The 23,656-nt window shown below is 62.6% G+C and carries 14 protein-coding genes; 11 read left to right on the top strand and 3 right to left on the bottom strand.

Annotated features, from left to right (window positions below):
- Positions 1-3 precede the first annotated feature (3 nt).
- From H2O77_RS08205 to H2O77_RS08165, 9 genes are all read left to right on the top strand, one after another.
- Entirely contained in the window at positions 4-1,404 is a 1,401-nt protein-coding gene (locus H2O77_RS08205; protein WP_240548760.1) for a LysM peptidoglycan-binding domain-containing protein, read from the top strand.
- Between the two features lie 371 nt (positions 1,405-1,775).
- Positions 1,776-3,761, top strand: coding sequence for an extracellular solute-binding protein (locus tag H2O77_RS08200; RefSeq protein ID WP_240548759.1), 1,986 nt, complete (start codon positions 1,776-1,778; stop codon positions 3,759-3,761).
- A 198-nt stretch (positions 3,762-3,959) separates the two neighbouring features.
- Entirely contained in the window at positions 3,960-5,048 is a 1,089-nt protein-coding gene (gene yejB, locus H2O77_RS08195) for a microcin C ABC transporter permease YejB (protein WP_215824342.1), read from the top strand.
- Position 5,049: 1 nt separating this feature from the next.
- A complete protein-coding gene (locus H2O77_RS08190; RefSeq protein ID WP_215824341.1) occupies positions 5,050-6,174 on the top strand; it encodes an ABC transporter permease in 1,125 nt (374 codons plus the stop codon).
- Entirely contained in the window at positions 6,171-7,808 is a 1,638-nt protein-coding gene (locus H2O77_RS08185) for a dipeptide ABC transporter ATP-binding protein (protein ID WP_215824340.1), read from the top strand. Before H2O77_RS08190 ends, H2O77_RS08185 begins: the two co-directional genes overlap by 4 nt.
- A gap of 317 nt (positions 7,809-8,125) precedes the next feature.
- Positions 8,126-9,436, top strand: coding sequence for an imelysin family protein (locus H2O77_RS08180; RefSeq protein WP_215824339.1), 1,311 nt, complete (start codon positions 8,126-8,128; stop codon positions 9,434-9,436).
- Positions 9,437-9,638: 202 nt separating this feature from the next.
- A complete protein-coding gene (locus H2O77_RS08175) occupies positions 9,639-11,141 on the top strand; it encodes a di-heme oxidoredictase family protein (protein WP_240548758.1) in 1,503 nt (500 codons plus the stop codon).
- 16 nt (positions 11,142-11,157) lie between these two features.
- Positions 11,158-12,336, top strand: a complete 1,179-nt coding sequence (locus H2O77_RS08170) for an imelysin family protein (protein ID WP_215824338.1) — start codon at positions 11,158-11,160, stop codon at positions 12,334-12,336.
- A 56-nt stretch (positions 12,337-12,392) separates the two neighbouring features.
- A complete protein-coding gene (locus tag H2O77_RS08165; protein ID WP_215824337.1) occupies positions 12,393-13,559 on the top strand; it encodes a DUF1513 domain-containing protein in 1,167 nt (388 codons plus the stop codon).
- 149 nt (positions 13,560-13,708) lie between these two features.
- Here the strand turns inward: H2O77_RS08165 and H2O77_RS08160 are convergent, their stop codons facing one another.
- The 3 genes from H2O77_RS08160 to H2O77_RS08150 form a co-directional block, all read right to left on the bottom strand.
- On the bottom strand, positions 13,709-15,634 hold the full coding sequence (locus H2O77_RS08160) for a TonB-dependent siderophore receptor (protein WP_240548795.1): 1,926 nt from the start codon (positions 15,632-15,634) through the stop codon (positions 13,709-13,711).
- Positions 15,635-16,215: 581 nt separating this feature from the next.
- On the bottom strand, positions 16,216-17,973 hold the full coding sequence (locus tag H2O77_RS08155; RefSeq protein WP_215824335.1) for a multidrug ABC transporter permease/ATP-binding protein: 1,758 nt from the start codon (positions 17,971-17,973) through the stop codon (positions 16,216-16,218).
- Positions 17,974-18,207: 234 nt separating this feature from the next.
- A complete protein-coding gene (locus H2O77_RS08150) occupies positions 18,208-20,655 on the bottom strand; it encodes a DNA polymerase II (RefSeq protein ID WP_240548757.1) in 2,448 nt (815 codons plus the stop codon).
- 216 nt (positions 20,656-20,871) lie between these two features.
- Between H2O77_RS08150 and H2O77_RS08145 the strand changes: the two genes are divergently transcribed.
- Complete coding sequence (locus tag H2O77_RS08145; RefSeq protein WP_215824334.1) at positions 20,872-22,263, top strand: sensor domain-containing diguanylate cyclase; 1,392 nt, start codon at positions 20,872-20,874, stop codon at positions 22,261-22,263.
- Positions 22,264-22,472: 209 nt separating this feature from the next.
- Entirely contained in the window at positions 22,473-23,564 is a 1,092-nt protein-coding gene (locus H2O77_RS08140) for a GlxA family transcriptional regulator (protein ID WP_240548756.1), read from the top strand.
- Positions 23,565-23,656: the final 92 nt, after the last annotated feature.

Raw genomic sequence — 23,656 nt, 5'->3', positions numbered from 1 at the left:
TCAATGCATCAGCAAGACCTCCGTACCGACGGCCAGATGGCCGCCGACACGCCGTGTCGTGTCACTCCGACCCCCTTCCGTCCGGCTCGACTGCGTCACCTGATTCGCCTCGCCTCTCTGGGTGCCACCCTGTGCCTGATGCCGCTGACCGCCAGCGCCAATTCAGCGATGGTGTCCGGAGTCACGCCCACCAGTGAATATCAGCGCGCCCCGCTGAACTTCATGGAGGCCGTCGACGCCATTCCCGCGCACTACGACGACGTCTGGGAGCGCCTGCGCGCAGGCTATCAGCTGCAGCAGGACACCGGTCGTCCACGTGTGCGCAAATGGATCAGCTGGTATCAGGAGCACCCCCACCACGTGGAGCGTATCGCGGAACAGGCCCGCCCCTGGATTCGCTACGTGACACTGCGCACCGAAGCACGCGGCCTGCCGGCAGAGCTGGCACTGCTGCCCTTCATCGAGAGCGCCTACGATCCGGATGCCGCGCATCCGGGCGGTGCGACCGGCATGTGGCAGTTCATGCCGCGCACCGGTGACGCCATGGGGCTGACACGCAACCGCTGGTATGACGGTCGCAAGGACGTGTTGCTGTCCACGGACGCCGCGCTGGATTACCTGGAAACCCAGGGCGAGCGCTGGTATGACGGCGATTGGGAGCTGGCGCTGGCCGCCTACAATGCCGGTGCCGGCACCGTGAACCGTGCACGCCGCCGCGCCGGTGGCGATGAGGATTACTGGAACATCAAGCTGCCCAACGAGACCATGGAATACGTGCCGAAGCTTCTGGCACTGGCCGCGGTGATTCGCGACCCTGAGGAATATGGGCTCTCGTTGCCGAAGATTGACGACAGGCCGGAAATCGCGGCCGTCGAGACGGGCGGACAACTGGACCTGTCCACCGCCGCCAAGCTGGCCGGCATCAGTGAAGACGAGCTGCGCGCCCTGAACCCGGCCTACAAGCGCTGGGCCACCACGCCGGGTGACAGCTCACTGGTGATTCCCGCCACCGCCCGCGACACCTTCCTCAGCCAGCTGGCCACGCTGCCTGAAAAAGCGCGCCAGAGCTGGGCCAGCTATCGCGTCAAGCGCGGCGACACCCTGTCCGTCATCGCGCGCCGCAATGGCCTGACGCTCTCCGAGCTGAAGCAGAAGAACCGCCTCTCGGGCAACACCATCCGCATCGGCCAGGCACTGATGGTGCCTGACCGCGGCGCCTCGGTGGCCACCCAGCTGGCCTCGGCCAACGGCGAGAAGAAGGTGCGCGTGAAGAGTGGCGATTCCCTGTCATTGATCGCCGCACGTCACAATGTCAGCACTCGCCAGCTCGCGCGCTGGAACAAGCTGTCATCTGCGGACTACCTGCGCCCCGGTCAGATGCTGACCCTTTACAGCGCCAACTGAGTCAGTCGATTCACGCGTCGTTGCACGACGCTTGATAGGTGATTCCTCAACGCCCCTGCCATCTTCGATGGTGGGGGCGTTTGCGATTCAAACGCCGCAGCATGGCCGCTGACAGGGAACTTCGTTACTCTTGGCGGGGTCGATGCAAGGAGACCGGCCGCAGCCCGGCGCATGGCGTGCACCTGCTGCACCGCTTCTGCAGTTCTCCATCAGCTCATCGCAGCTCACGGTCGACAGCTTTGCAGTCAGCCGCTGAGGCCACCCAAGCCAGCGGAGTTGATGGCGAGTCAGGCGCAAACCAGCCGCTGCCCAGATGCCGGTCATTTCATCACGGCCGCGAGGCCCGGGTCATTCAGTCAAGGAAGTCTTCGATGCAGCGTGTTTCTTCACTCACCCACCGTCGCTGGGCCGCGCTACGTGCGCTATGCCTGGGGGCGCTGATGGTGAGCGGCTCGTTCACTGCCACGGCCAACGCGGCTGAGCCCAATGCAGCCGGGCCCAATGCGAATAGCGAGCAATCTGCCGATTCACGCCCCAGCGCCGACATGGCGTCGGCCACGCAGGCAACCAGTATCCCCACCTCGAATATGCAGACACCGCTGGACGTCCCGACCGTGCATGGCCTGGCCATCTACGGCGAGCCCGCCCACAAACCCGGTTTCACGCACTTTCCTTACGTCAATCCAGAGGCGCCGGTCGGCGGGCGCATGACGCGCGCCGCCATCGGCAGCTTCGACTCCACCAATCCCTTCATCCTCAAGGGCAATTCGGTGGCGGGACTCAATTACTTCGGCGGACTGATCTACGACACCCTGATGATCCCCTCCGCCGATGAACCCTTCACCGAATATGGATTGCTGGCCAGCGGCGTCCGCCTGGCCGAGGACCGCAGCGCCATCGAATTCGATATCGATCATCGGGCGCGCTTTCACGATGGCGTGGCGGTGACTGCCGAAGATGTCGTCTTCACCTATCGCCTACTCAAGGATGAAGGCCTGCCGTTCTTCAAGAGCTATTACCACGATGTCACCGGCGTCAGCGTGATCGATGCCGACACCGTGCGCTTCGAGATGGCGCCAGGCGCGGCGCGCGAATTGCCGCTGATCATCGGCCAGCTGCCGGTGTTGCCGGAGCACTACTGGAAGAGCCGCGACTTCACGCGCGCCACCCTGGAACTCCCGCTGGGTTCTGGACCCTATCGCATGGCGTCTCTGGACGCCGGCCGCCAGGTTCGCTATGAGCGTGTCGACGATTACTGGGGCAAGGACCTGCCGGTCAACAAGGGCCGTCACAACATCCAGACGCTGGTCTACGACTACTACCGGGACCAGACCGTCTCGCTGGAAGCCTTCAAGGCCGGCAGCATCGATCTGCACGTCGAAAGCAGCGCCAAGAACTGGGCGACCGCCTACGACACTCCCGCGCTGCACGAGGGCCGCCTGAAGAAGCTGGAAGTCCCGGACAGCAACCCGGCGGGCATGCAGGGCTTCGTGCTCAACGAGCGCCGCGAGCGCTTCCAGGACCCGAGAGTCCGTGAGGCACTGGCGCTGGTCTTCGACTTCGACTGGATCAACCGCAACCTCTTCTACGGCGCCTACCAGCAGACCCACAGCTATTTCGAGAATTCGGACATGGCCGCGGATGGCATGCCCACCGGCAAGGAACTCGCGCTGCTTGAGCCCTTCAAGGATGAGCTGCCCAGCGCGGTCTTCGACAAGCCCCTGCCGATCGATGAGCCACAGGAATTGCGCCCTCGCCTGCGCAAGGCGTTGGGACTGCTGCGCGAAGCGGGCTATGAAGTGGTCAAGGGCCAGCTGGTCAGCCGCAGCAGCGGCAAGCCGCTGACGCTCGAGGTGCTCAACTACGACACCCAGTTCGAGCGCATCATCCAGCCGTGGATTCGCAATCTGGCGCGCATCGGCATCAAGGCACGGATTCGCACCGTCGACGTCAATCAGTACATCAACCGCCGTCGCAGCTTCGACTTCGACGTGGTGGTGGGCAGTTATCCGCAGTCCAACAGCCCCGGCAGCGAGCAGCGTGAATACTGGACCAGCGACTATGCCGACGTGGCTGGCTCACGCAATCTGATCGGGCTGAAAAGCCCGGTGGTGGACGCGCTCACCGATGCCCTGATTCAGGCGCAGACCCGCGAAGACCTGCTCAGCGCGACACGGGCACTCGACCGCGTACTGCGTTGGGGCTTCCATGTCGTGCCCCAGTGGCACCTGGCGGCGACGCGCATCGCGCTCTGGAACAAGTTCGGCTATCCGCAGCCCTTCCCGGAATACCAGCTGAGCCTGGACAGCTGGTGGATCGAGCCCGACAAGGATGCATCACTCGAACCGGGAGAATGAACCAGGTGAATGAGCCGGGTGAACATGCCTGCTCAGCAAGCCTGGTCAACAAGCCTGAAGAACACGCTCGGCGCATATGCCAGGCATAGACGCCTGGCGGGACTGACGCCTTGCTGATGCGTCCACGACACCAATAACCGATGTCCCTTGCACCGCACATCAGATGCCGGCGATGAGGGGCACGCAGGGAGATTGCCATTGGGTGCCTATATTCTGCGCCGGATTCTGTTGATGATTCCGACGCTGCTCGGAATCCTGTTGCTGAATTTTCTGATCGTTCAGGCCGCCCCCGGTGGCCCGATCGAACAACTGATGTCACGTCTGGACGGCATGAGTGCCGGTGCCAGCACCCGTCTCAACAGTGGCGGCGGTGATGGAGTCACCAGCGGTGGCGGGGGCTCCTCGACCTATCGCGGCGCATCAGGAGTCGACCCGGCCTTGATCGAGGAGCTGGAGCAGCAGTTCGGCTTCGACAAGCCGGTCTGGGAACGCTTCACCGACATGGTCATCGACTACGCGCAGTTCGATTTCGGCGACAGCTTCTTCCGTGATCGGCCGGTGATCGACCTGATGCTGGAGCGCCTGCCGGTCTCCATCTCGCTGGGGCTATGGACCACGCTGCTGGTCTATCTGGTCTCGATCCCGCTGGGTATCCGCAAGGCGCTGGTGCATGGCTCGCGCTTCGATATCTGGACCTCCGGCGTCGTCATCGTCGGCTACGCCATTCCGGGCTTCCTGTTCGCGATCCTGTTGATCGTGGTATTCGCCGGCGGCAGCTATCTGGACTGGTTCCCGCTCAGGGGGCTGACCTCGCCGGACTTCGATGAGCTGTCCACTGCCGGCAAGATTCTGGATTACTTCCATCACATCGCCCTGCCCGTGCTGGCCTCCGCCATCGGCAGCTTCGCGACCCTGACGATGCTGACCAAGAACAGCTTCCTGGACGAGATCCACAAGCAATACGTCCTGACGGCACGCGCCAAGGGAGCCAGCGAGAACCGCATCCTCTACGGGCATGTCTTCCGCAACGCCATGCTGATAATCATCGCCGGACTACCCGCGGCACTGGTCGGCATCTTCTTCACCGGCTCGCTGCTGATCGAGGTGATCTTCTCCCTCGACGGGCTGGGACTGCTCGGCTTCGAGGCTGTCCTGCAGCGCGATTACCCGCTGATCTTCGGCACCCTGTATCTCTATACCCTGATCGGTCTGATCCTGAAGCTGGTCTCTGATCTGATGTATGTGTGGATCGACCCGCGCATCGACTTCGCGACACGGGAGGCCTGACATGCGCCAAGAGACAACGCTTCACGAGACACCCGCTCACGACGTGAGCGACGAAAGCCAGCAAGCGCAGCAACGCCCGCGTGCCTCACGCCTGTCGCCCATCACCCGGCGACGCATGGCGGCCTTTCGTGACAACCGTCGCGCCTGGTGGTCGCTGCTGATCTTCGGCGTGCTGTTCGTGCTCTCGCTGGGGGCCGAGCTGATCGCCAATGACCGTCCGCTGCTGGTCGAGTATCAGGGCGAGACCTACCTGCCGATGCTGCACGAGTATCCGGAGACCACCTTCGGCGGCTTCCTGCCCACCGCCACCGACTATCGCGACCCCTATGTGATCGAGGCCATCGAGGCGCAGGGCTTCATGCTCAACACCTTGATTCCCTACTCCTACGACACCCTGGATCTGAATCTGGGCTCTCCGGCGCCGTCGGCTCCCAATGGCCGTCATTGGCTGGGCACCGATGATCAGGGCCGTGACGTGCTGGCGCGCGTCATCTATGGCTTCCGGCTGTCGGTGATCTTCGCGCTGGTACTGACGGCGGGCTCGCTGGTGCTGGGGGTGGTGATCGGTGGCGTGCAGGGCTACTTCGGCGGCAAGGTCGACCTGATCGGCCAGCGTCTCATCGAGGTGTGGTCCGGCCTGCCGGTGCTGTTCCTGCTGATCATTCTCGCCAGCATCGTCGAGCCGAACCTGTGGTGGCTGACCGGCATCATGTTGCTGTTCTCGTGGCTGGGCATCGTCGATATCGTGCGCGCCGAATTCCTGCGCGCGCGCAATCTGGAATACGTGCGCGCCGCCCGGGCCATGGGCCTGCCCTCGCGGCTGATCATGTGGCGTCATGTGCTGCCCAACGCGATGGTCGCCACCCTGACCTTCATCCCTTTCCTGTTCACCGGCGCCATCACCACCCTGACCGCGCTGGATTTCCTCGGCTTCGGCCTGCCGGCCGGCTCCCCCTCGCTAGGCGAGCTGGTCGCCCAGGGCAAGAACAACCTGCAGGCACCGTGGCTGGGCATGACCGCCTTCCTGAGCCTCGGCATCATGCTGACGCTGTTGGTCTTCATCGGCGAAGGGCTGCGCGATGCCTTCGACCCACGTCATATCAGTGCCCGGGAGCAGAACGCATGAGCCATTCCTCTTCACCTGCGAACAACACCGGCGCCGCTGCCAGCGTGCTGAGACTCGACGACCTCTGCATCCGCTTCGGCCAGACACCCGTCGTCAGGCATCTCTCCCTTGAGGTCCGACGGGGGGAATGTCTGGCCATCGTCGGCGAGTCCGGGTCGGGCAAGTCCGTCAGCCTGTTGGCGAGTCTCGGCCTGCTGCCGGGGCATGCCCATGTCACCGGGCAGCGCGAATTCACGCGGCCGGACGGCAAGACGCTGGATCTCGCCGCCCTGACGCCACGCCAGTGGCAGCGGGTGCGCGGCGGCCAGATCGGTTTCGTGTTCCAGGAGCCGATGACCTCGCTCAACCCGCTGACGCGTGTCGGGGAACAGATCAGTGAAAGCCTGCGCCTCCAGCAGGGACTGCGCGGCAATGCCGCCCGCCAGCGCGTGCTGGAACTGCTCTGCCAGGTGCAGCTGCCGCGTCCGGAGGAATTGATCGACGCCTGGCCGCACCAGCTCTCCGGCGGGCAACGCCAGCGCGTGATGATCGCCATGGCGATGGCCAATCAGCCACCGCTGTTGATCGCCGATGAGCCGACCACGGCGCTGGATGTCACCGTGCAGCAGGAGGTACTCCAGCTGCTGGATCGCCTGCGCCGCGACCAGGGCATGGCGATGGTCCTGATCAGCCATGACCTTAATCTGGTGCGCCGTCACGCCGACCGCGTGATCGTGATGCGCGACGGGGAATGCATCGAGCAAGGGCGCGTCGACGAGGTATTCGATGCGCCGCAGGCCGATTACACCCGCGAGCTGCTGGCCGCCGAACCCGAAGGCCTCGCCAGCGACTTGAGTGCCGAGGACGCCGCGACACCGGTTCTCGCCGCGCGCAAGCTGGAGGTGCGCTTCGCGCGCAGCAAGAAGCTCTTTCAGAAGCGCCCCGCTGACTTCGTCGCCATTCATCCGCTGGATCTGACACTGGCGCGCGGCGAGACGCTCGGCGTGGTCGGGGAATCGGGGTCCGGCAAGACGACACTCGCCCTGGCGCTCTTGAAGCTGCAAGCCGCCAAGGGCGAGATCCACCTCGAGAACGAACGCATCGATACGCTGGATCGCAACACGCTGCGCCTGCGTCGCCGCCAGATGCAGATCGTCTTCCAGGACCCCTATGGCTCGCTGTCGCCACGCATGCCGGTGGCGGACATCATCAGTGAAGGTCTGCGCTTTCATCATCCAACGCTCAGCGAGGACGAGGTTCGCCTGCGTGTGGCGCAGGTGCTGGAGGAAGTCGAACTGCCCTCGGCGTGTGCCGATCGTTATCCCCATGAGTTCTCCGGCGGCCAACGTCAGCGGATTGCCCTGGCACGCGCCCTGATCCTCGAGCCCAGACTGCTGGTGCTCGATGAGCCCACCTCGGCACTGGACCGCAGCGTGCAGAAACAGCTGATTGCCCTGCTGCGTGAACTCCAGACACGCCGAGGCCTGAGCTATCTGTTCATCAGTCATGACCTGGCAGTGGTTCGCGCGCTGTCCCATCGGGTGATGGTGTTGCGTGAAGGACGCCTGGTGGAGACAGGCACGACGGCAGAAGTGCTCGGCAATCCCCGCGAGGACTATACGCGCGCCCTGATACAGGCCGCGGGTCTGGCCTGACACGCTCTGCCATGGCCTGACCAGAGCCAATTGGCCTGGCTGACCTGGCCTGTCCTGCTCTGCCATAGCATGCCGATCGCCCTGTTCGGGCAGCCACAGATGATGAGCAGGGCGTTGGCGCATTGCAGTCAGTGCATCCCTGCGTTGCAGGACGCACGTTTTGTCGATTGCAAATAATAAAGGTTCTCAATATGATCCAGTGAGATGCGGGCCGACCATCGAGAGATCGTGTAATGACTTCCCGCCCTCTCTCGAGCGGCCCCACGCACTGCCGTTCTGCGCGCACTGCATAACAACAGACCGATCAAGGGATCCACATGACTGCCTCTTTCCGTTTTGCCTCACGCAAGCCGCTGGCAGCTGCTATCGCATTGTCAGCCTCCATGTTCACCGGTGCCGCTCTGGCAGAGCATCATGGCGACGCGCATGACAAGGCGCTGACGGCCGACGCTGTCGTCGCCCAGTACGCCAACGTCGCACATGCCACCTACAGCGATGCCCTGGCCAGTGCCAATGCCCTGCGCGCCGCCAATGCCGCGCTGATCGAGTCGCCGTCCGAAGAGACGCTGGCCGCGGCACGTGCCGCCTGGAAGCAGGCGCGCGTGGCGTATCAGCAGAGTGAAGTGTTCCGCTTCGGCAATGCCATCGTCGATGACTGGGAAGGTCAGCTCAACGCCTGGCCGCTGGATGAAGGGCTGATCGATTACGTCGAAGGCGACGGCTATCAGGCCGAACTGGGTAACCCGGGTGCCAGCGCCAACATCATCGCCAGCGACAGCGTGCAGATCGGTGCCGACAAGATCGACACCACCGAGATCACGCCGGAGCTGCTGGCGTCCCTCAACGAGCTGGGCGGTTTCGAGGCCAACGTGGCCAGCGGCTACCATGCCATCGAATTCCTGCTCTGGGGTCAGGACATGCACGGCTTTGAGGCCGGTGCCGGCGAGCGCCCGGCGACCGACTTCGCCAAGGGCGATGCCTGTACCGCCGACAACTGTGACCGTCGTGGCGCCTACCTGCTGGCCGCCAACGACCTGCTGATCAGTGACCTGGAATACATGGTCGGCCAGTGGGCGCAGGGCGAGAAGGACAACTACCGTGCGGAACTGACCTCGCTGCCGGCCGGTGAAGGCCTCGAGAAGATGCTGTTCGGCATGGGCTCCCTGTCACTGGGTGAGCTAGCCGGTGAGCGCATGAAGGTCGCGCTGGAAGCCAACTCCTATGAAGACGAGCATGACTGCTTCTCCGACAACACCCACTACTCGCACTTCTACAATGCCAAGGGCATCCAGAACGTCTACGAAGGCAAGTACGTGACCCTGGACGGCCGCACCTTCGAAGGCCCGTCACTGCATGCACTCGTCGCCCAGAATGACCCGGAACTGGCCGAGAAGATGCACGAGGCACTGGACACCACCATGGGCCAGCTGCAGGTGATGGTCGACACGGCAGAAGCCGACGGCGGCATGAAGTTTGACCAGATGATCGCCCCGGGCAATGCCGAAGGCGCCGAGATAATCAATGCCAGCATTCAGGATCTGGTCGCCCAGACCCGTCTGATCGAAGAAATTGCCGGCACCGTCGGTATCGATGGCCTGGAAGCCGACACGGCAGATCACGAATTCTGATCAACTGCTCCACATTGCCAAGCGTGAGTTGGCTGAAGACCCCAAGCTGCCTCGCGTCGCGCTGATATCCTCGCCCGAACCTCTCTCACGACAGGTTCGGGCGTTGATGGTTCTTGCGCCAGCTTTTCATGCGCGTCTGCCGATAGAGTCCTGAGAGGCGACTCTTCGAGCAGCCTGACCGCGCAAGCCGAGAAAACCCTGTATGCCAATATTGCACCACGACATGATGCTGCGTCCCTCCCTGACTCGCTCCCTGCCAATTGCCATCGCCCTGGCGTGTCTGCCTGCTCAGTCGGCATCGGCCGATCATCCCAAGCCCACGGCAGATTCCGCGATGACAGTGATGAGCTATCTGTCTTCCCTGCCATTGCAGGACACCGACAGAAGCGGTGGCGACGGCAGCGTGCCCAAGCACGATACCAATGCCTATTCGCTGCCGGCCAAGAACCTGAGCTTCGATCAGCGCCTGTCCTTCAGTGTCGGCAACAGCTTTTTCAAGAGCCCCTGGGTGATCGCGCCCGCCAGCACCACCGCGCGCGATGGCCTCGGCCCGCTGTTCAACACCAACGCCTGCCAGAACTGCCACGTCAAGGATGGTCGCGGCAGCCTGCCGGCCAAGGGCGATCCCTCGGTGGGCCTTTTCCTGCGCCTGGGTCTGCCGGACAGCCACGAGGACAGCTGGAGCGATGAAGAGCGTGAATTCCGGCGTATCGCCGGGGTGATGCCGCATCCTGTCTATGGCACCCAGCTGCAGAATGCCGCCGTGCCCGGCATCGAGCGCGAAGGCCGCATGCAGGTGGATTACGAGGACGTGACGGTGACTCTGGCGGACGGGGAAGTCATCGCGTTGCGCAAGCCGCGCTATTCCATCGCCGAACCCGGCTTCGGTGACCCGGGCGCCATCGCGCTCTCCCCACGTCTCGCCCCCGGCATGGTGGGGCTGGGGCTGCTCGAGGCGGTCAGCGACGAGACCTTGCTCGAGTGGGCCGACCCGCAGGATGCGGATGGCGACGGCATCAGCGGGCGCGCCAATACTGTCTGGTCACTCGCCGAGCAACGCGAGGTCATGGGGCGTTTCGGCTGGAAGGCCGGCCAGCCTAATGTGCGACAGCAGAGCGCCAAGGCCTTCGCCGGCGACATGGGGCTGACCTCCAATCTGGTCGGCTCCACCGACTGCACCCCGCTCCAGAAGTGCGAGGCATTGCCCGATGGGGGAGAGATCGAGGTCGACGACAACGTGATGGACAACGTGGCCTTCTACTCGCGCAATCTGGCCGTGCCCACCCGGCGTGATATCGATGACCCGACGGTGCGTCAAGGCGAGCGACTGTTCCGCGAGCTTGAATGCGCCAGCTGCCACCGACCTCGCCTGACCACCCAGTCCGGCGGCGTGGCGGAACAACTGGCCGAGCAGACGATCTGGCCCTACAGCGACATGCTGCTGCATGACATGGGCGAAGGACTGGCAGATGATCGCCGCGAATTCGAGGCCAGCGGCCAGGAATGGCGCACGCCGCCTTTGTGGGGCATCGGCCTGGCCCAGACGGTCAACCCTGCCACGGGCTTCTTGCATGATGGCCGTGCACGCACCCTGCTCGAGGCCGTGCTCTGGCATGGCGGCGAAGCCCAGCCAAGCCGCGATGCCGTCGTGGCCCTGCCGACTGACCAGCGTGAAGCCCTGTTGCGCTTCCTCGAGACTCTCTGACAAGGAATACCCGTTCATGCCCCGCGACACCTTCACTCCAGCTGCAACCCCGATGAAACCTGCCCTGCGCAAGACCTCGCCCCTGGCCCTGATGGCCTGTGGCATGACACTTATGGGCGCCGCGCTGTTCTCGACAAACACACTGGCGGCGACGGGCTCCTCTGCTGACAACACAGACGCCGCCACCACTGACACCAACAGCGCAAAGGCCGTCAGCCAGTTTGCCGCTGACACGCTGAGCGAGGCGCACCAGCAACTTGCCAGCCGCCTGCAACAGCTCGCGCAGCATACTCAGGCGTTCTGCTCTGCCGAAGGTGACGTCACCCTCGATACCCTCAAGCAGGACTGGCGCAGCGCCATGCTGGGGCTGAATCAGGTCAACTGGGTGGAAATGGGCCCGATCCTGCAGAACTCGCGTCAGTGGCAGCTGTATTTCTGGCCGGACAAGAAGGATTTGGTCGCGCGCAAGACCCGCGCCCTGCTCGCCGGTGATGCCCCGATCACGGTCGAGAGTCTGGCGGAGCAATCCATCGTCATGCAGGGGCTGGGCAGCGTGGAGTATCAGCTGTTCGATGCCCGCTATGCCGACTCACCCCTGACGGCCGACTCACGTCGCTGCGAGTTGATGACGGCCAACACCGCCTACGCCGCCAATACCGGCAAGACGCTGCGTGATGAGTGGCAGCAGTTCGCGCCGCAACTGGCCGAAGGCACTGGCGCCTTCAGCGATTCACGTGACGCCGTGCTGTCTCTGGTTCGCGCGCTGACCGTGCAGTTGGAAGCCATCAAGGACCGCAAACTGCGTCGGCCGATCGGCCTCGACAACGGCGGCACGGCCAACCCCTATGCGGCTGAGTCCTGGCGCGGCGGCATGGGGCTTGCCAACATCGCGGCGACTCTCGCGATGATGGAACGCCTCTGGCTCGGCAATGACGAGGCCGCTGGCATTCAAGGCTACCTGAATGGCCAGCTCGACCCGCGCATGGTGGCTTCCACCACAAGCGATTTCGTCGATGCGCGCCAGGCCTTCGCCGCCCTGCCGGATGACCTCGCCGGCATACTGCGCGATGACCCGCGCAATGGCGAGCTGCAGCAGGCCATGATCCATGTCGAGACCCTGCAGGCCGGCTTTGCCGACACGCTCAACCCGGCACTGGGCCTGTCACTGGGCTTCAACAGCACCGATGGAGACTGAGGAATTGAGAGCGGCGAATGACAACTGACAAGGGGCCAAGCGAGATGCCTCACGCCATGACAGACACACACGCAGCCGACGCCCGTCAGCGACGTCGGCTGCTCAAGGCGTTGGCCTGCACGCCACTGATGGGATTGCCCGGCGGCATGGCCGTGGCGGGCGGCAACAATGCCGCCAGTGCCCAGGGGCGCGAGCCACTCGGGGTGGCCATCTCGGCATGTGATGATGACACGGGGCAGCACTTTGCCAGCTGCACCAGTTATCAGGGAGTGGAGCGCTGGCGCCAGTCGATACGCCAGCGCGCCCACGGTGCCACCCGACATCCTCACAAGCCGTGGGCGCTGATCTTCTCACGGCGTCCGGGGACGGAAATCAATGTCTTCGACCTCGATAGCGGTGAGCGGATCGCACGCATCGAGGCCGCACCGGACCGCCACTTCTATGGGCATGGCGTATTCAGCCCGGATGGCGGTCTGCTCTACACCACCGAGAATGCCATCGCGCCCGGAGAAGGTCGCATCGGCATCTACGACGTGAATCGCGACTTCGCGCGGATCGGCGAGTTCGCCAGTGGCGGGATCGGCCCGCATGAAATTCGCCTGCATCCGGATGGTCAGCAGCTGATCATCGCCAATGGCGGGATTCTGACGCGGCCCGACACCGGTCGGGTCAAGCTCAACCTGGACAGCATGCAGTCGAATCTGACCTTGCTCGACCGTGTCTCGGGTGAGGTACGATGGCAAGGCGAGCCCTCCCATCACCAGCTGTCATTGCGCCACCTGGACGTCAGCCGTGAGGGCACCATCGTCGCGGGCTATCAGTACCAGGGCCCCGCGGCGGACCACCGCCCGCTGGTGGTGATGAAGCATCCCAGCAGTGACCGCTTGCAGGAACTGCCGTTGCCGCGGGAATACGTCCCACAATTCAAGCAGTACATCGCCAGCATCGCCGTCTCCCCCGATGGGCGACTGGCCGTGGCGACCGCCCCGCGCGGCAATCTGATCACGCTCTGGAATCTCGCGACGGGAGAGCTGGACACGACTCTGGACTTCGCCGACTGCGCAGGCGTTCTGGCGGTGCCGGCCACGCAGCAGACGCCGGCAGGCTTCGTGGTCAGCAATGGTCGTGGCGAGTGGCTGCTGATCGATGAGGAGGGGCTGCCGGCGCTTGGCCCGGTGCGGCTGGCGAATACCCACTGGGACAATCACCTGGCGCTGATGTAGCAAGCGGTAACCATGCCCCAAACGCGCATGTCTCAAGATGACAATGCCTCAGGAACGACAAGGCCTCGCAGGTAGCTGCCTGCGAGGCCTTGTCGTTGATAGATTGCCATGCTCTCACGAGCATCAGCACTCAAAAGCAGCCAGCTGCCTCAGAAGTGATAGGTCAGACTCCCGATGATGCTGCGAGACTCTCCGTAATAGCACCAATAACTGCAACTGGCGACATACTCCTTGTCGGTGAGATTGCTGACATTGACCTGAGCACTCAACTCGCGAGTGAAGTCATAGCCAACCATCGCATCGAACAGCAGATAGTCGGACACGGTGGCATCGCCATCCACTGATTCGCCGACATAACGGGCACCCGCCCCCAGACGCAGCCCCTCCAGGGCACCACGCTCGAAGGCGTAATCCAGCCAGCTGGAGGCCTGATGGCGCGGTATCAGCGGGGCACGCACATCGTTTTCCAAGCGTGCATCGGTATAAGTATACGCTGAAGTCAGTTTGAGATGGTCCGTCAGATAACCGACCATCTCCAGCTCGAAGCCACGCGACTGGCGTTCCCCTTCCTGAACCTGAAAACCTCCGGTGGTGACAAGAGTATTGTCCTCAGTGAGTTCAAAGACGGCAGCCGTAAGATACCCATCCCAGCCCGCAGGCTGGTACTTGGCGCCCAGCTCCCACTGACGACCTTCGCGAGGCTCATAGAGCGAACCGCGATCATCGGTCGCGCTGATCGGCTCGAAGGATTCGGTATAGCTCAGATAAGGGTTGAGGCCGAAGTCACTCAGGTACATCACCCCGCCCGACCAGCTGATCTCGTCATCATCGGAGCGCTCACGAGACCCCGTCGTCTGATTGACGTTCTCGGTCTCGGCCTGGTCGTAGCGCACCCCCGCCAGCAGTACCCACTTGTCGTCGATGCGCAGCTGATCCTGCACGTAGAGACCGATCTGCTCCTTGTCGATATCGCGCCGCGTGATCTGTTCATCGCTCAATGCGGTGTAATTGCCGTATTGCGGATCAAACAGATCGATCGGGTCGCCGAAGGCATAGTCATCCGCTTCCTTGCCCGACAGGCTCAGATTCTGATAATCCACGCCCAGCAGCAAGGTGTTCTCGGTACGCTCGCCATACCATTTGCCGATGGCCCGGTTGTCGACGGTATAGCTGTCGATGGTGCCCTCGCGGTACAGAAGCCCCCGCTGACCTTCGCGCGCCGAGGACTGATAGAGGATGTAGCTGCTGATCAGGTCGAGATCCAGCTGGCTATAGCGGAAATCCTGCTCCAGCGCCCAGGTGTCGTTCACTTGATGGCGCAACTCATAGCCCAGGGATGTCTGGGTACGCTCATCCTTGTCATACCCCGGTTCACTGTAATTGGTCTGCGGGTCCACCTTGCCGAACGGCGTATCATCATTGGTGCCATAGGCCAGCTTGAAAGCGTTGGTAGGTACGCCATCATCCTTCTGGAGGCTGGCGAGTAGCGTCAGCTGGGTCGCATCCGAAATGTCCCAGGTCAGGCTCGGTGCGAAGTAGTAGCGCTCGTTCTCAGTATGATCCAGATCCCCATCACGTTCGCGATACAGCCCTACCAGACGATAGCGCACATCCCCATACTCGCTCAGATAACCACTAGTATCGAGCCCCGTCTGGCGAAGACCGCGATTGCCGATCTGCAGCTGCAGTTCCGTCTGGGGCTCATCGGTCGGACGCTTGCTGATGGCATTGATCAGACCGCCAGGAGGCGCCTCCCCATAGAGGATGGAGGAAGGCCCCTTGAACAGATCGACCCGCTCCAGGCCCCAGGTCTCCGGCAACCACTGATAGAACCCTTCACGGTAGATGCGCAGGCCATCCTGATAGGTGGATTGATCAAAGCCACGCACCTTGAACCAGTCGGTATTGTTATCGGATCCATAATGGCCAGACAGGACGCCGGCACGGTAGCGGAAGGTTTCATCGAGCTGCTGGACGTTACGCGTGTCGAGCTCTTCGCGATTGACCGTCGAGACCGGACGTGGCGTCTCCACCAGCGGCGCATCGACTTTCAGTGCCGTTCCGACCACGACCATGGTGTCATCGGTCTCGGCGGCCAGCACGATGGCGGACTGTGACAGGAGCCATGCCGCGATGCAGAGCCGTATGGTGTGAGACAGTGGGGCTTGTGACAGAACGGCATATGAATAAGGTGCAGGTGCCGGCCGGGCAGCTGCCTGTCGAGATGATAGGTATCTTGGCATGTCGTGTTCCCTTGCAACGATCGTTGTGTGGTCAATCTCCCCTTCCGTCTCGTGGCGTCTCTCACTGGCACGCTCATATCCAATGCGGAATGGAATCAGGATGATTCGTATTCAAAAAATGTAATTTGCGGTGACACACCGTTCTGCATGCACCTGCATGCAATCCCGAGAATGGCGCGTCTTACCGACTGCAACACCCCGAAGGGCGATTCACTCTGCAGCCGGACATCATCCCTGACGCATCACATGAGACCGTCTCCTGGGCTCACGCCCTGGCGTTGCGACTTCTGGCGTCTGCTACCTGCATCGCGTCTTCCATCTTCGTCCACGTTCTTCTGCCCAGCGCTCAGACGATGCCCAGCCCGTGGGACGTCTTGCAGGGCATCGGCAGGTATGCGCTTTCGTCTTCTCGGTCACGCTTCATCCAGGCGCGCCACAGCGTCCCGACTGATACGATCACGCTGGGCGCCCGACAACTCCTGCAACTTGCCGGCGCGCATCTCGAACAATCTATCCGCTTGCCCGAAATAATGATCATCGTGACTGATGGCGAAGACCGTCTTGCCCATCTCGCGCAGACGCGGCAGCAGATCACGATAGAAGATGCGGCGGAATTGCGGGTCCTGATCTGCCGCCCATTCATCCAACAACACGATGTCGCGACGCTCTGCCACTGCCATCAACAGCGCAAGTCGCTTGCGCTGCCCTTGAGACAGCTCGGTATTGATCACACGGTTTTCCTCAAGCACCAGCTTCTCGCGCATCTGCAGGTAGTCGACCCACTGCGCGATCAATGCCGGGTCTGCCGGCCCACCGGTCGGACCCAGCAGGCGATCGAACTGATGGAAATCAGTGAAGACCGCCGAGAACTGCTGACGCCAGGCTTCCCGCTCGTCTTCGCCTATCGGGTGCCCGTCCCGCAAGAGCGTGCCTGAGCTTGGCCGATAGAGGCCGGTCAGAAGCTTGGCCAGGGTCGACTTGCCACTGCCATTGCCACCGATCAGGAAGACCAGCTCTCCGCGCCTGAGGGTAAGATCCAGCGGACCGACGCAGAAGGCCTGCATGTCATTGTGCGCAATGTCCTGTCCAGTGTTCTCGCGGCCGGCGTAGCGAAAGCAGACACCCTGTAGACTCAGGGTCTGCCAGTCAGACTCGGCCGAAGTGCCTGCGGCTGAATCATGTCCTCGCGGCTCGGGATGCCGAGGAGACGCGAAATCGGCGTTGACCGGTGCCAATGCCAACTTGCGCAGCTTGGCAAAGGCCACATCAGCCCCCAGCAAGGTGGGCAATGCCCCCACGGCCTGGATCAAGGGCGTGCGCAGAAACAGCAGAGTCAGGGAAAAGGTCGCGGCGACTTCACCACTGGCCCATCCCAGACCATTGGCCAGATAGAAGACAATACCGATGGCGCCCAGCATCATGATGTTGGAGAAGTTGACGGCGCTCAGGTGGTAGGTGTCCGCGCGCACGACATGATGGCGATACTCACAGGCATTGACACTGTAGCTGGTGTCGAAATAGTCACGCGCACGTGGACGATTGAGCGCCAGCTCCTTGCGCCCGTCGATGACAGCCTCATAGTCGGCATAAAGGCGACTCTCCGCTTCACGCACCTCGGCCAGGTGGCGATAGACTCGCGTGACCATCCAGCTGCCCCCCATAATGGTCAAGGTCACCCAGATGGCGGTGATCAACATCATGCCGAGAGACAACCAGCCAAGATAGAACACGGCTCCCAGGGTCAGCACGATGCCTTGTACCAGTTCTGGCAGGCGCACGAACGCCAGGGTGATGTTGCGGATGTCACTCGAAAGACTCGCCAGCAGGTTGGCGCTGCCGAGCTGCTCGAGCCGCTCGATATCAGTATCGAGGATCTGCTTGACCAAACGCCCGCGCAGTCCATGCACGAAATGATGCCCCAGCGTCGTCAATGCCAACTGTGCACCCAGCGTGATCGCAAGCAACAGCAGAATCAGCCCAAGAAACTCCGGAAGCACCCCGACATGGGCCGCAAGCCCCTCGTCCAGGGGGACGGTGGCTGAATGCGCGATGAGTCGCTGGTTGATATAGGCAATGACACCGATGCCTAGCCCTGCACTGACAAGGCTCAGAAAGATCACACCAAGAAAGGACCAGCGATATTGGGCAAGAACCACTTTCAGTAACGTCACACCTGCTCCCGGACATCATGGCAATCAGACCGCCACCAAAAGGCGGCGACGCAGGTCATGTGACTGCGCCGAAAGAGGATCTTACGGCGCGCATACTTTAATGCAAGAAATAATGAGAAATATTATCACTACGGAATAACGACTATAGATGCCGTCGCGCGCCCCCCCCCTCTTCTTGCACCACTCCCCGATAGGAGCACCCCCGCTCATGGGCCACTCATGTGGCCGCAAGTCTCACCACAGCTTCATCTGACGATCCAGCAGGCGATCGAAATCATCGTCGACGAACGGCAGGATGCCATCGGCGACGGGCTTGAGCTGACGACTCAGGTAGTGCTCGACATCAATGGGCGAGCGCAGGTACTCGACGGGTTCCGGGCCGGAGGTGGTCATCACATAGCGAATCCAGCCGCCGCGCTGATAGCGTAACGGCAGGCCCCGCCGGCGGTTCTCGTCATCCGCCAGACGCGCCGCACGGACATGGGGCGGCACGTTGCGCTGATAATCGTCGAGCTTGCGCCGCAGTCGCTTGCGGTAGATCAAGGCCTCGACATCCGTGGTGTCCGCCGCGCCATAGGCATGGCGTTGCAGGTAATCCTGCACGTAGCCTTTCAGATACTCCTGATAGGGGCTGCCTTCGAAGATGCGGCGATAAAGTCCCTGCTGGAAGGTCTTGGCCAGCGGCGTCCAGTCGGAGCGCACCGACTCCAGTCCCTTGAACACCAGCTCCGTCTGGCCGCTGCTGCCTGTCTGTTGCAGCCCGGCGTAGCGTTTCTTGCTGCCCTCTTCGGCCCCGCGAATGGTCGGCATCACGAAGCGCTGATAGTGGGTCTCGAACTGCAACTCCAACGCGCTGTCGAGATCGAGACTGTCCTTGAGATGCCGTCGCCACCAGTCGGTGACATGCGCCGCCAGCTCACGGCCGATCCGGCTCGCCTCGGCTTCGTCATGCGCAGCGCCCAGCCACACGAAGGTGGAGTCGGTATCGCCATAGATGACGCGGTAGCCCTGCGCCTCGATCAATTCCACCGTCTGCTGGATGATCTGATGGCCACGCCGCGTGATCGAGGACGCCAGCCGGGGATCGAAGAAACGACAGCCGCGTGACCCCAGCACGCCGTAGAAGGCATTCATGATGATCTTGAGCGCCTGGGTCAGCGGGGCATCCCCCGCCGCGCGGGCGGCGTCACGCGCTTGCCAGATCTCGGCGACGATGCCTGGCAGACAATGTCGATCACGCGAGAACCGCGCGCCGAGAAAACCGGGCACACCGGCCTCAGGGGCATCATCCGAGCCGTTCTCCGACCCACGCAGCCCTTCGATCAGGCCCAGCGGGTCGATCAGGAAAGTGCGGATGATGGAGGGATACAGACTCTTGAAATCCAGCACCAGCACCGAGTCATAAAGCCCGGGCTGGGAATCCATCACGAAGCCACCGGGGCTGTCCTCCCCCACCACGTCTCCCAGATTGGGCGCGACCTTGCCCAGCCGGTGCAATCTCGGCAGATACAGGTGCGTGAAGGCCGCCACCGAACCACCGCTGCGATCCGCCTCGAGCCCCGTGGCAGCGGCCCGCGCGAGCAGAAACTCCATCAGTCGCGTCTTCGCGAAGATGCGCGTGACCAGCTCGCAATCCTTGAGGTTGTAGCGCGCCAAGGAAGGCTTGTCCTCGGCGAACATGCGCAGAATCTCGTCCAGCCGGCCGTAGGGATCATCGATGGCCTTGCCTTCCTGCAACAGCTCACGCGAGACATTCTCGAGACTGAACGACTCGAAATGCCAGAAGGCCGACTTGAGCGCCTCGATGCCATCCACCACCCAGCGCCCGGCGGTCTCGGCAAAGAAGTGCTCGGCCTGGCGAGAATGAGAGCGCCACTGCATCACGCTGGCGTCACGTCCCAGTCGCAGTGGCAGGCCTTCGGCCTCTGACAGCCGCACCAGCATGCGCAGATCGAACTGGATGACATTCCAGCCGATGATGACATCCGGATCATGCCTTGCGACCCAGTCCAGCAGGCATTGCAGCAACTCACGCCGGCTATCGCGGTACTCCAGCGAGAAATCGCGGCTGACGTTCTCCTCGCCATTGGGGGGGCCCAGCATGTAGACCTGACGCTGTCCGCAGCCCTCGAGGGCGATGGAATACAGATTGCCCCGCGCATCGGTCTCGATATCCAGCGATGCCCAGCGCAGCGGTGGCCGATAGCCCTCAAGCGGTGTCAGGCGCGCATTCTTCACGCTGCCATCAGGCTGGCGATCGCCGCGTGCCGTGACGCCTGCCGTGATGAAACGCTCCATCAGGTAGCGGTCCGTCGGACGCACATCCGCTTCATAGACATCGACGCCAATCGCCTTCAAACGGCGCGTCAGCTGGCCCAGGGTGCGATATTCACGACAGTAGAGCCCCACCACCGGGCGATGATGGAAGTCTTCCAGTGTCAGCGGACGCAGCTCGGCGCCGGCCTCAAAGCTCACCAGTGTCTGAGCCAGTACCTGCTGTTCGACGGGCAGGAAAGCGACGACTTCCTGGGGTGCACATTCGACACGTACGGCGCCTTCGTCGGTGCGAATCCAGAAGCTGATCACCACCCCCTCGGGCGTGTCCCGCCAATGACGGGTCAGCACGAAGCCATGAAGTTCAACAGGAGCGTGGCGGGACTCTTCGGATGCGGCCTCTGGCACTGCATTACCTTTACGTTGAATATACGAATGCCGGGCAGGATGAGAGCAAGACGCGTCTGCATCCTCATACGATAATATGAATTCTGTATCGTACAACATCCGGCGTGAAGCCTGAGCTTGACGACGGAAATACCGTGCCTTCCCGGCGACAGGATGGATGTCTGCGGCAAGGAATGCCTCTCCCGAGATAGCGGCACCCCACAAGGAGCCTGCGTCATGCAACGCTTTGAGATGATTCAAACCCTGCTGGGCCAGATGCTGGGCCAGATCGACGACATCATCTTGCTTGCAGATGATCAGCGCCATATCACCTACCTGAATGACAGCGCGGTGAAGGCATTCGGCTACCCGCGTGAAGCGTTGATCGGCAAGCAGACACGTATGCTGTATGCCTCCAGCGATGAGTTCGAGCGCCAGGGGCAGAGGCGCTTTCGTGTCGATGCCCAGCCCGCCAAGGAAGGCCGGGTCATCCGCTACCGTCGCCAGGATGGCACCTACTTCTATGGTGAGACGCTCGGCGGCCCCATCAAGGACCCCACCAGCGACAACATCTTCATGTTCGGGCTGATCCGCGATGTCTCACGCCGTGTGACGGCGGAACATACTCTCCACAGCCTGCATGCCATCACCTCATCACGTGAACTCAACTTCAATGAGCGCATCGACGAGCTGCTGAAACTGGGCTGCGCCCATTTCGGCCTGCCGATCGGTATCTTCAGCCGCATCCAGGGCGGCGAATACGTCGTCCAGCGCGCCTGTCACCCGGAAGACCTGCTGGAACCGGGACTGAGCTTCTCGCTCAGCGATACCTATTGCGATCACGTCTACAAGGCCGACTGCGTCCAAGCCTTCCATCATGTGGCCAGCAGTGAGATCCGCAACCATCCCTGCTATGCCAACTTCAATCTGGAAGCCTACATCGGGGCACCGGTGATCGTGGATGGTGAACGCTACGGCACCTTCAACTTCTCAAGCCCTGACCCGGTGCCGTCCTTCACCGCTCAGGACATCGAGCTGGTACGTCTCATCGCCTTGTGGGCCGGCCACGAAGTCGCGCGTGCCAATGACATCAATGCCCTGAAGGAAGCGCATCAGGCGCTCGAGAAGATCGCGATCACCGACCCGCTGACCGGCCTCTACAATCGCCGTCATGCCCAGCAGGTACTGGATGACAGCATCGCGGCACTGGCCACCGCCGAGGTTGACCACCCCCTGTGCGTGGCACTGCTGGATTTCGACCATTTCAAGAAGATCAACGACAATCATGGCCATGACGCCGGTGATCTTGCCTTGCAACACTTGAGCGTGCTCGCCGAGGAGATTCTGCTGCCCGGCGACACCCTCGCCAGATGGGGTGGCGAGGAATTCCTGGCGATTCTGCCTGACTCGCTGCTCAGTGACTCGGCCACGCGCATCAACCTGCTGCGACAACGCATGAAGGACAGTGTCGTGGAATACGCTGGCCAACGTCTGCCCCTGTCACTGAGCATAGGTCTGACCTGCCTGGAACCCGATGACAGCGCCACCCGCGAGCAGTTGATCGCACGCGCCGATGAAGCCATGTACGCGGCCAAGGAAGAAGGACGCAACTGCCTCAGGATGCTGTAACGCAATGATGCGTGAATTGCTCCGTCCTGCCTGTCCTGATCAGGAGCGCCAAGCAGGACGGAGCCCTCTCACCAAAGCCCGCTCACCAAGCCCTCTCGCCGAAGCCCTCGCGTCACGCCATCCCCCCTCTCGCACTCAGGTAGCGAACACGCTAAGGTCAGGCCCATCCCCTTCTGCCGAGCCACCCGACGTCGTCGTTGCCTATCCTCATGCCTTCACACGATTCCAGCGCTACGCCGCCCGATGCGTCCTATGCCTTCGGCCTTCCGGAAGACGGCGTGTTGTCTGACCAGCCCACCAGCATTGCGCCCTTGACCGCCACCCTTGCCTCACCTGCCCCCGCTGACCGTCATCAACTCGGCATCTTCCTGCTGCCGGGCTTCGCGATGGTAGCGCTGTTCTCGATGATCGAGCCGCTGCGCATCGCCAATCGACTGCGCGGAACACGCCTGTATCAGTGGACACTCGCAAGCCAGGATGGCGCGCCGGTCAAGGCCTCCAACGGCATGGTGCTGCCGGTGGATACCGCACGTGATGAGCTCGCCGCAGTGGACACGCTGGTGGTGTGCACCAGCTTTGCCCCGGAAGCCTATCTGGAAGACCGCACCTTGCACTGGCTGCAGGAGCGCTCCCAAAGCGGCTGCCAGCTCGGCGGCGTGGATACCGGCTGCTTCGTGCTGGCGCGTGCCGGCCTGCTCACCGGCAAGACGGTGACGCTGCACTGGGAAAGCCTGCCGGAATTCAGCCAGCGCTTCGATGAGGTGGATGCCGTGGAGTCACTGTATGAAATCAGTGACGATGGCTTCTTCTGCGCCGGCGGCAGCGCCCCGCTGGACATGAGCCTGGAGCTGATTCGCCGCCAGCATGGCCAGACGCTCTATCAGGCAGTACGCGAACAGCTGATTCTCGATCAGGGTCGCCTGCCGGCCAGCCGCCAGCGCGGCCTCAGTCAGCAGACGGCCGATCTGGCTGACCCGCTGCTCAGGCGTGCGATCACGCGCATGGAGAACACCCTGGAGGCCCCGCTCAGCATCGAGGCACTCGCCGAGGAGCTCGGCCTCTCATGGCGCCAGCTGGAGCGCCGCTTCCAGCAAGGGCTCGGCTGCACGCCTCGCGCCTATCATGGGGAGCGTCGCCTGCTGCACGCACGCAGCCTGCTTCACGATACCCGCCATGGCGTCACCGATATCGCCCTGGCCTGCGGTTTCACCTCGCATTCGAGTTTCACCCGCGCCTTTCGCCGTCGCTTCGGCATCACCCCGACCCAGGCACGCCGCCAGCCACCGCGCCCCTTGGGATGATCCACACCCGTTATCCGCATCGCGATGTCGAATTGGGCACAGTCTGTGTCGAATTGGGCACAGTAGCGAGCGCCGTGGGCTGCCATTCTGTC

The sequence above is a fragment of the Cobetia sp. 4B genome, from assembly GCF_018831605.1.
GTDB lineage: Bacteria > Pseudomonadota > Gammaproteobacteria > Pseudomonadales > Halomonadaceae > Cobetia > Cobetia amphilecti.
The sequence above is the reverse complement of the archived record's forward strand: the minus strand, read 5'-3'. Positions and strand labels throughout refer to the sequence as shown.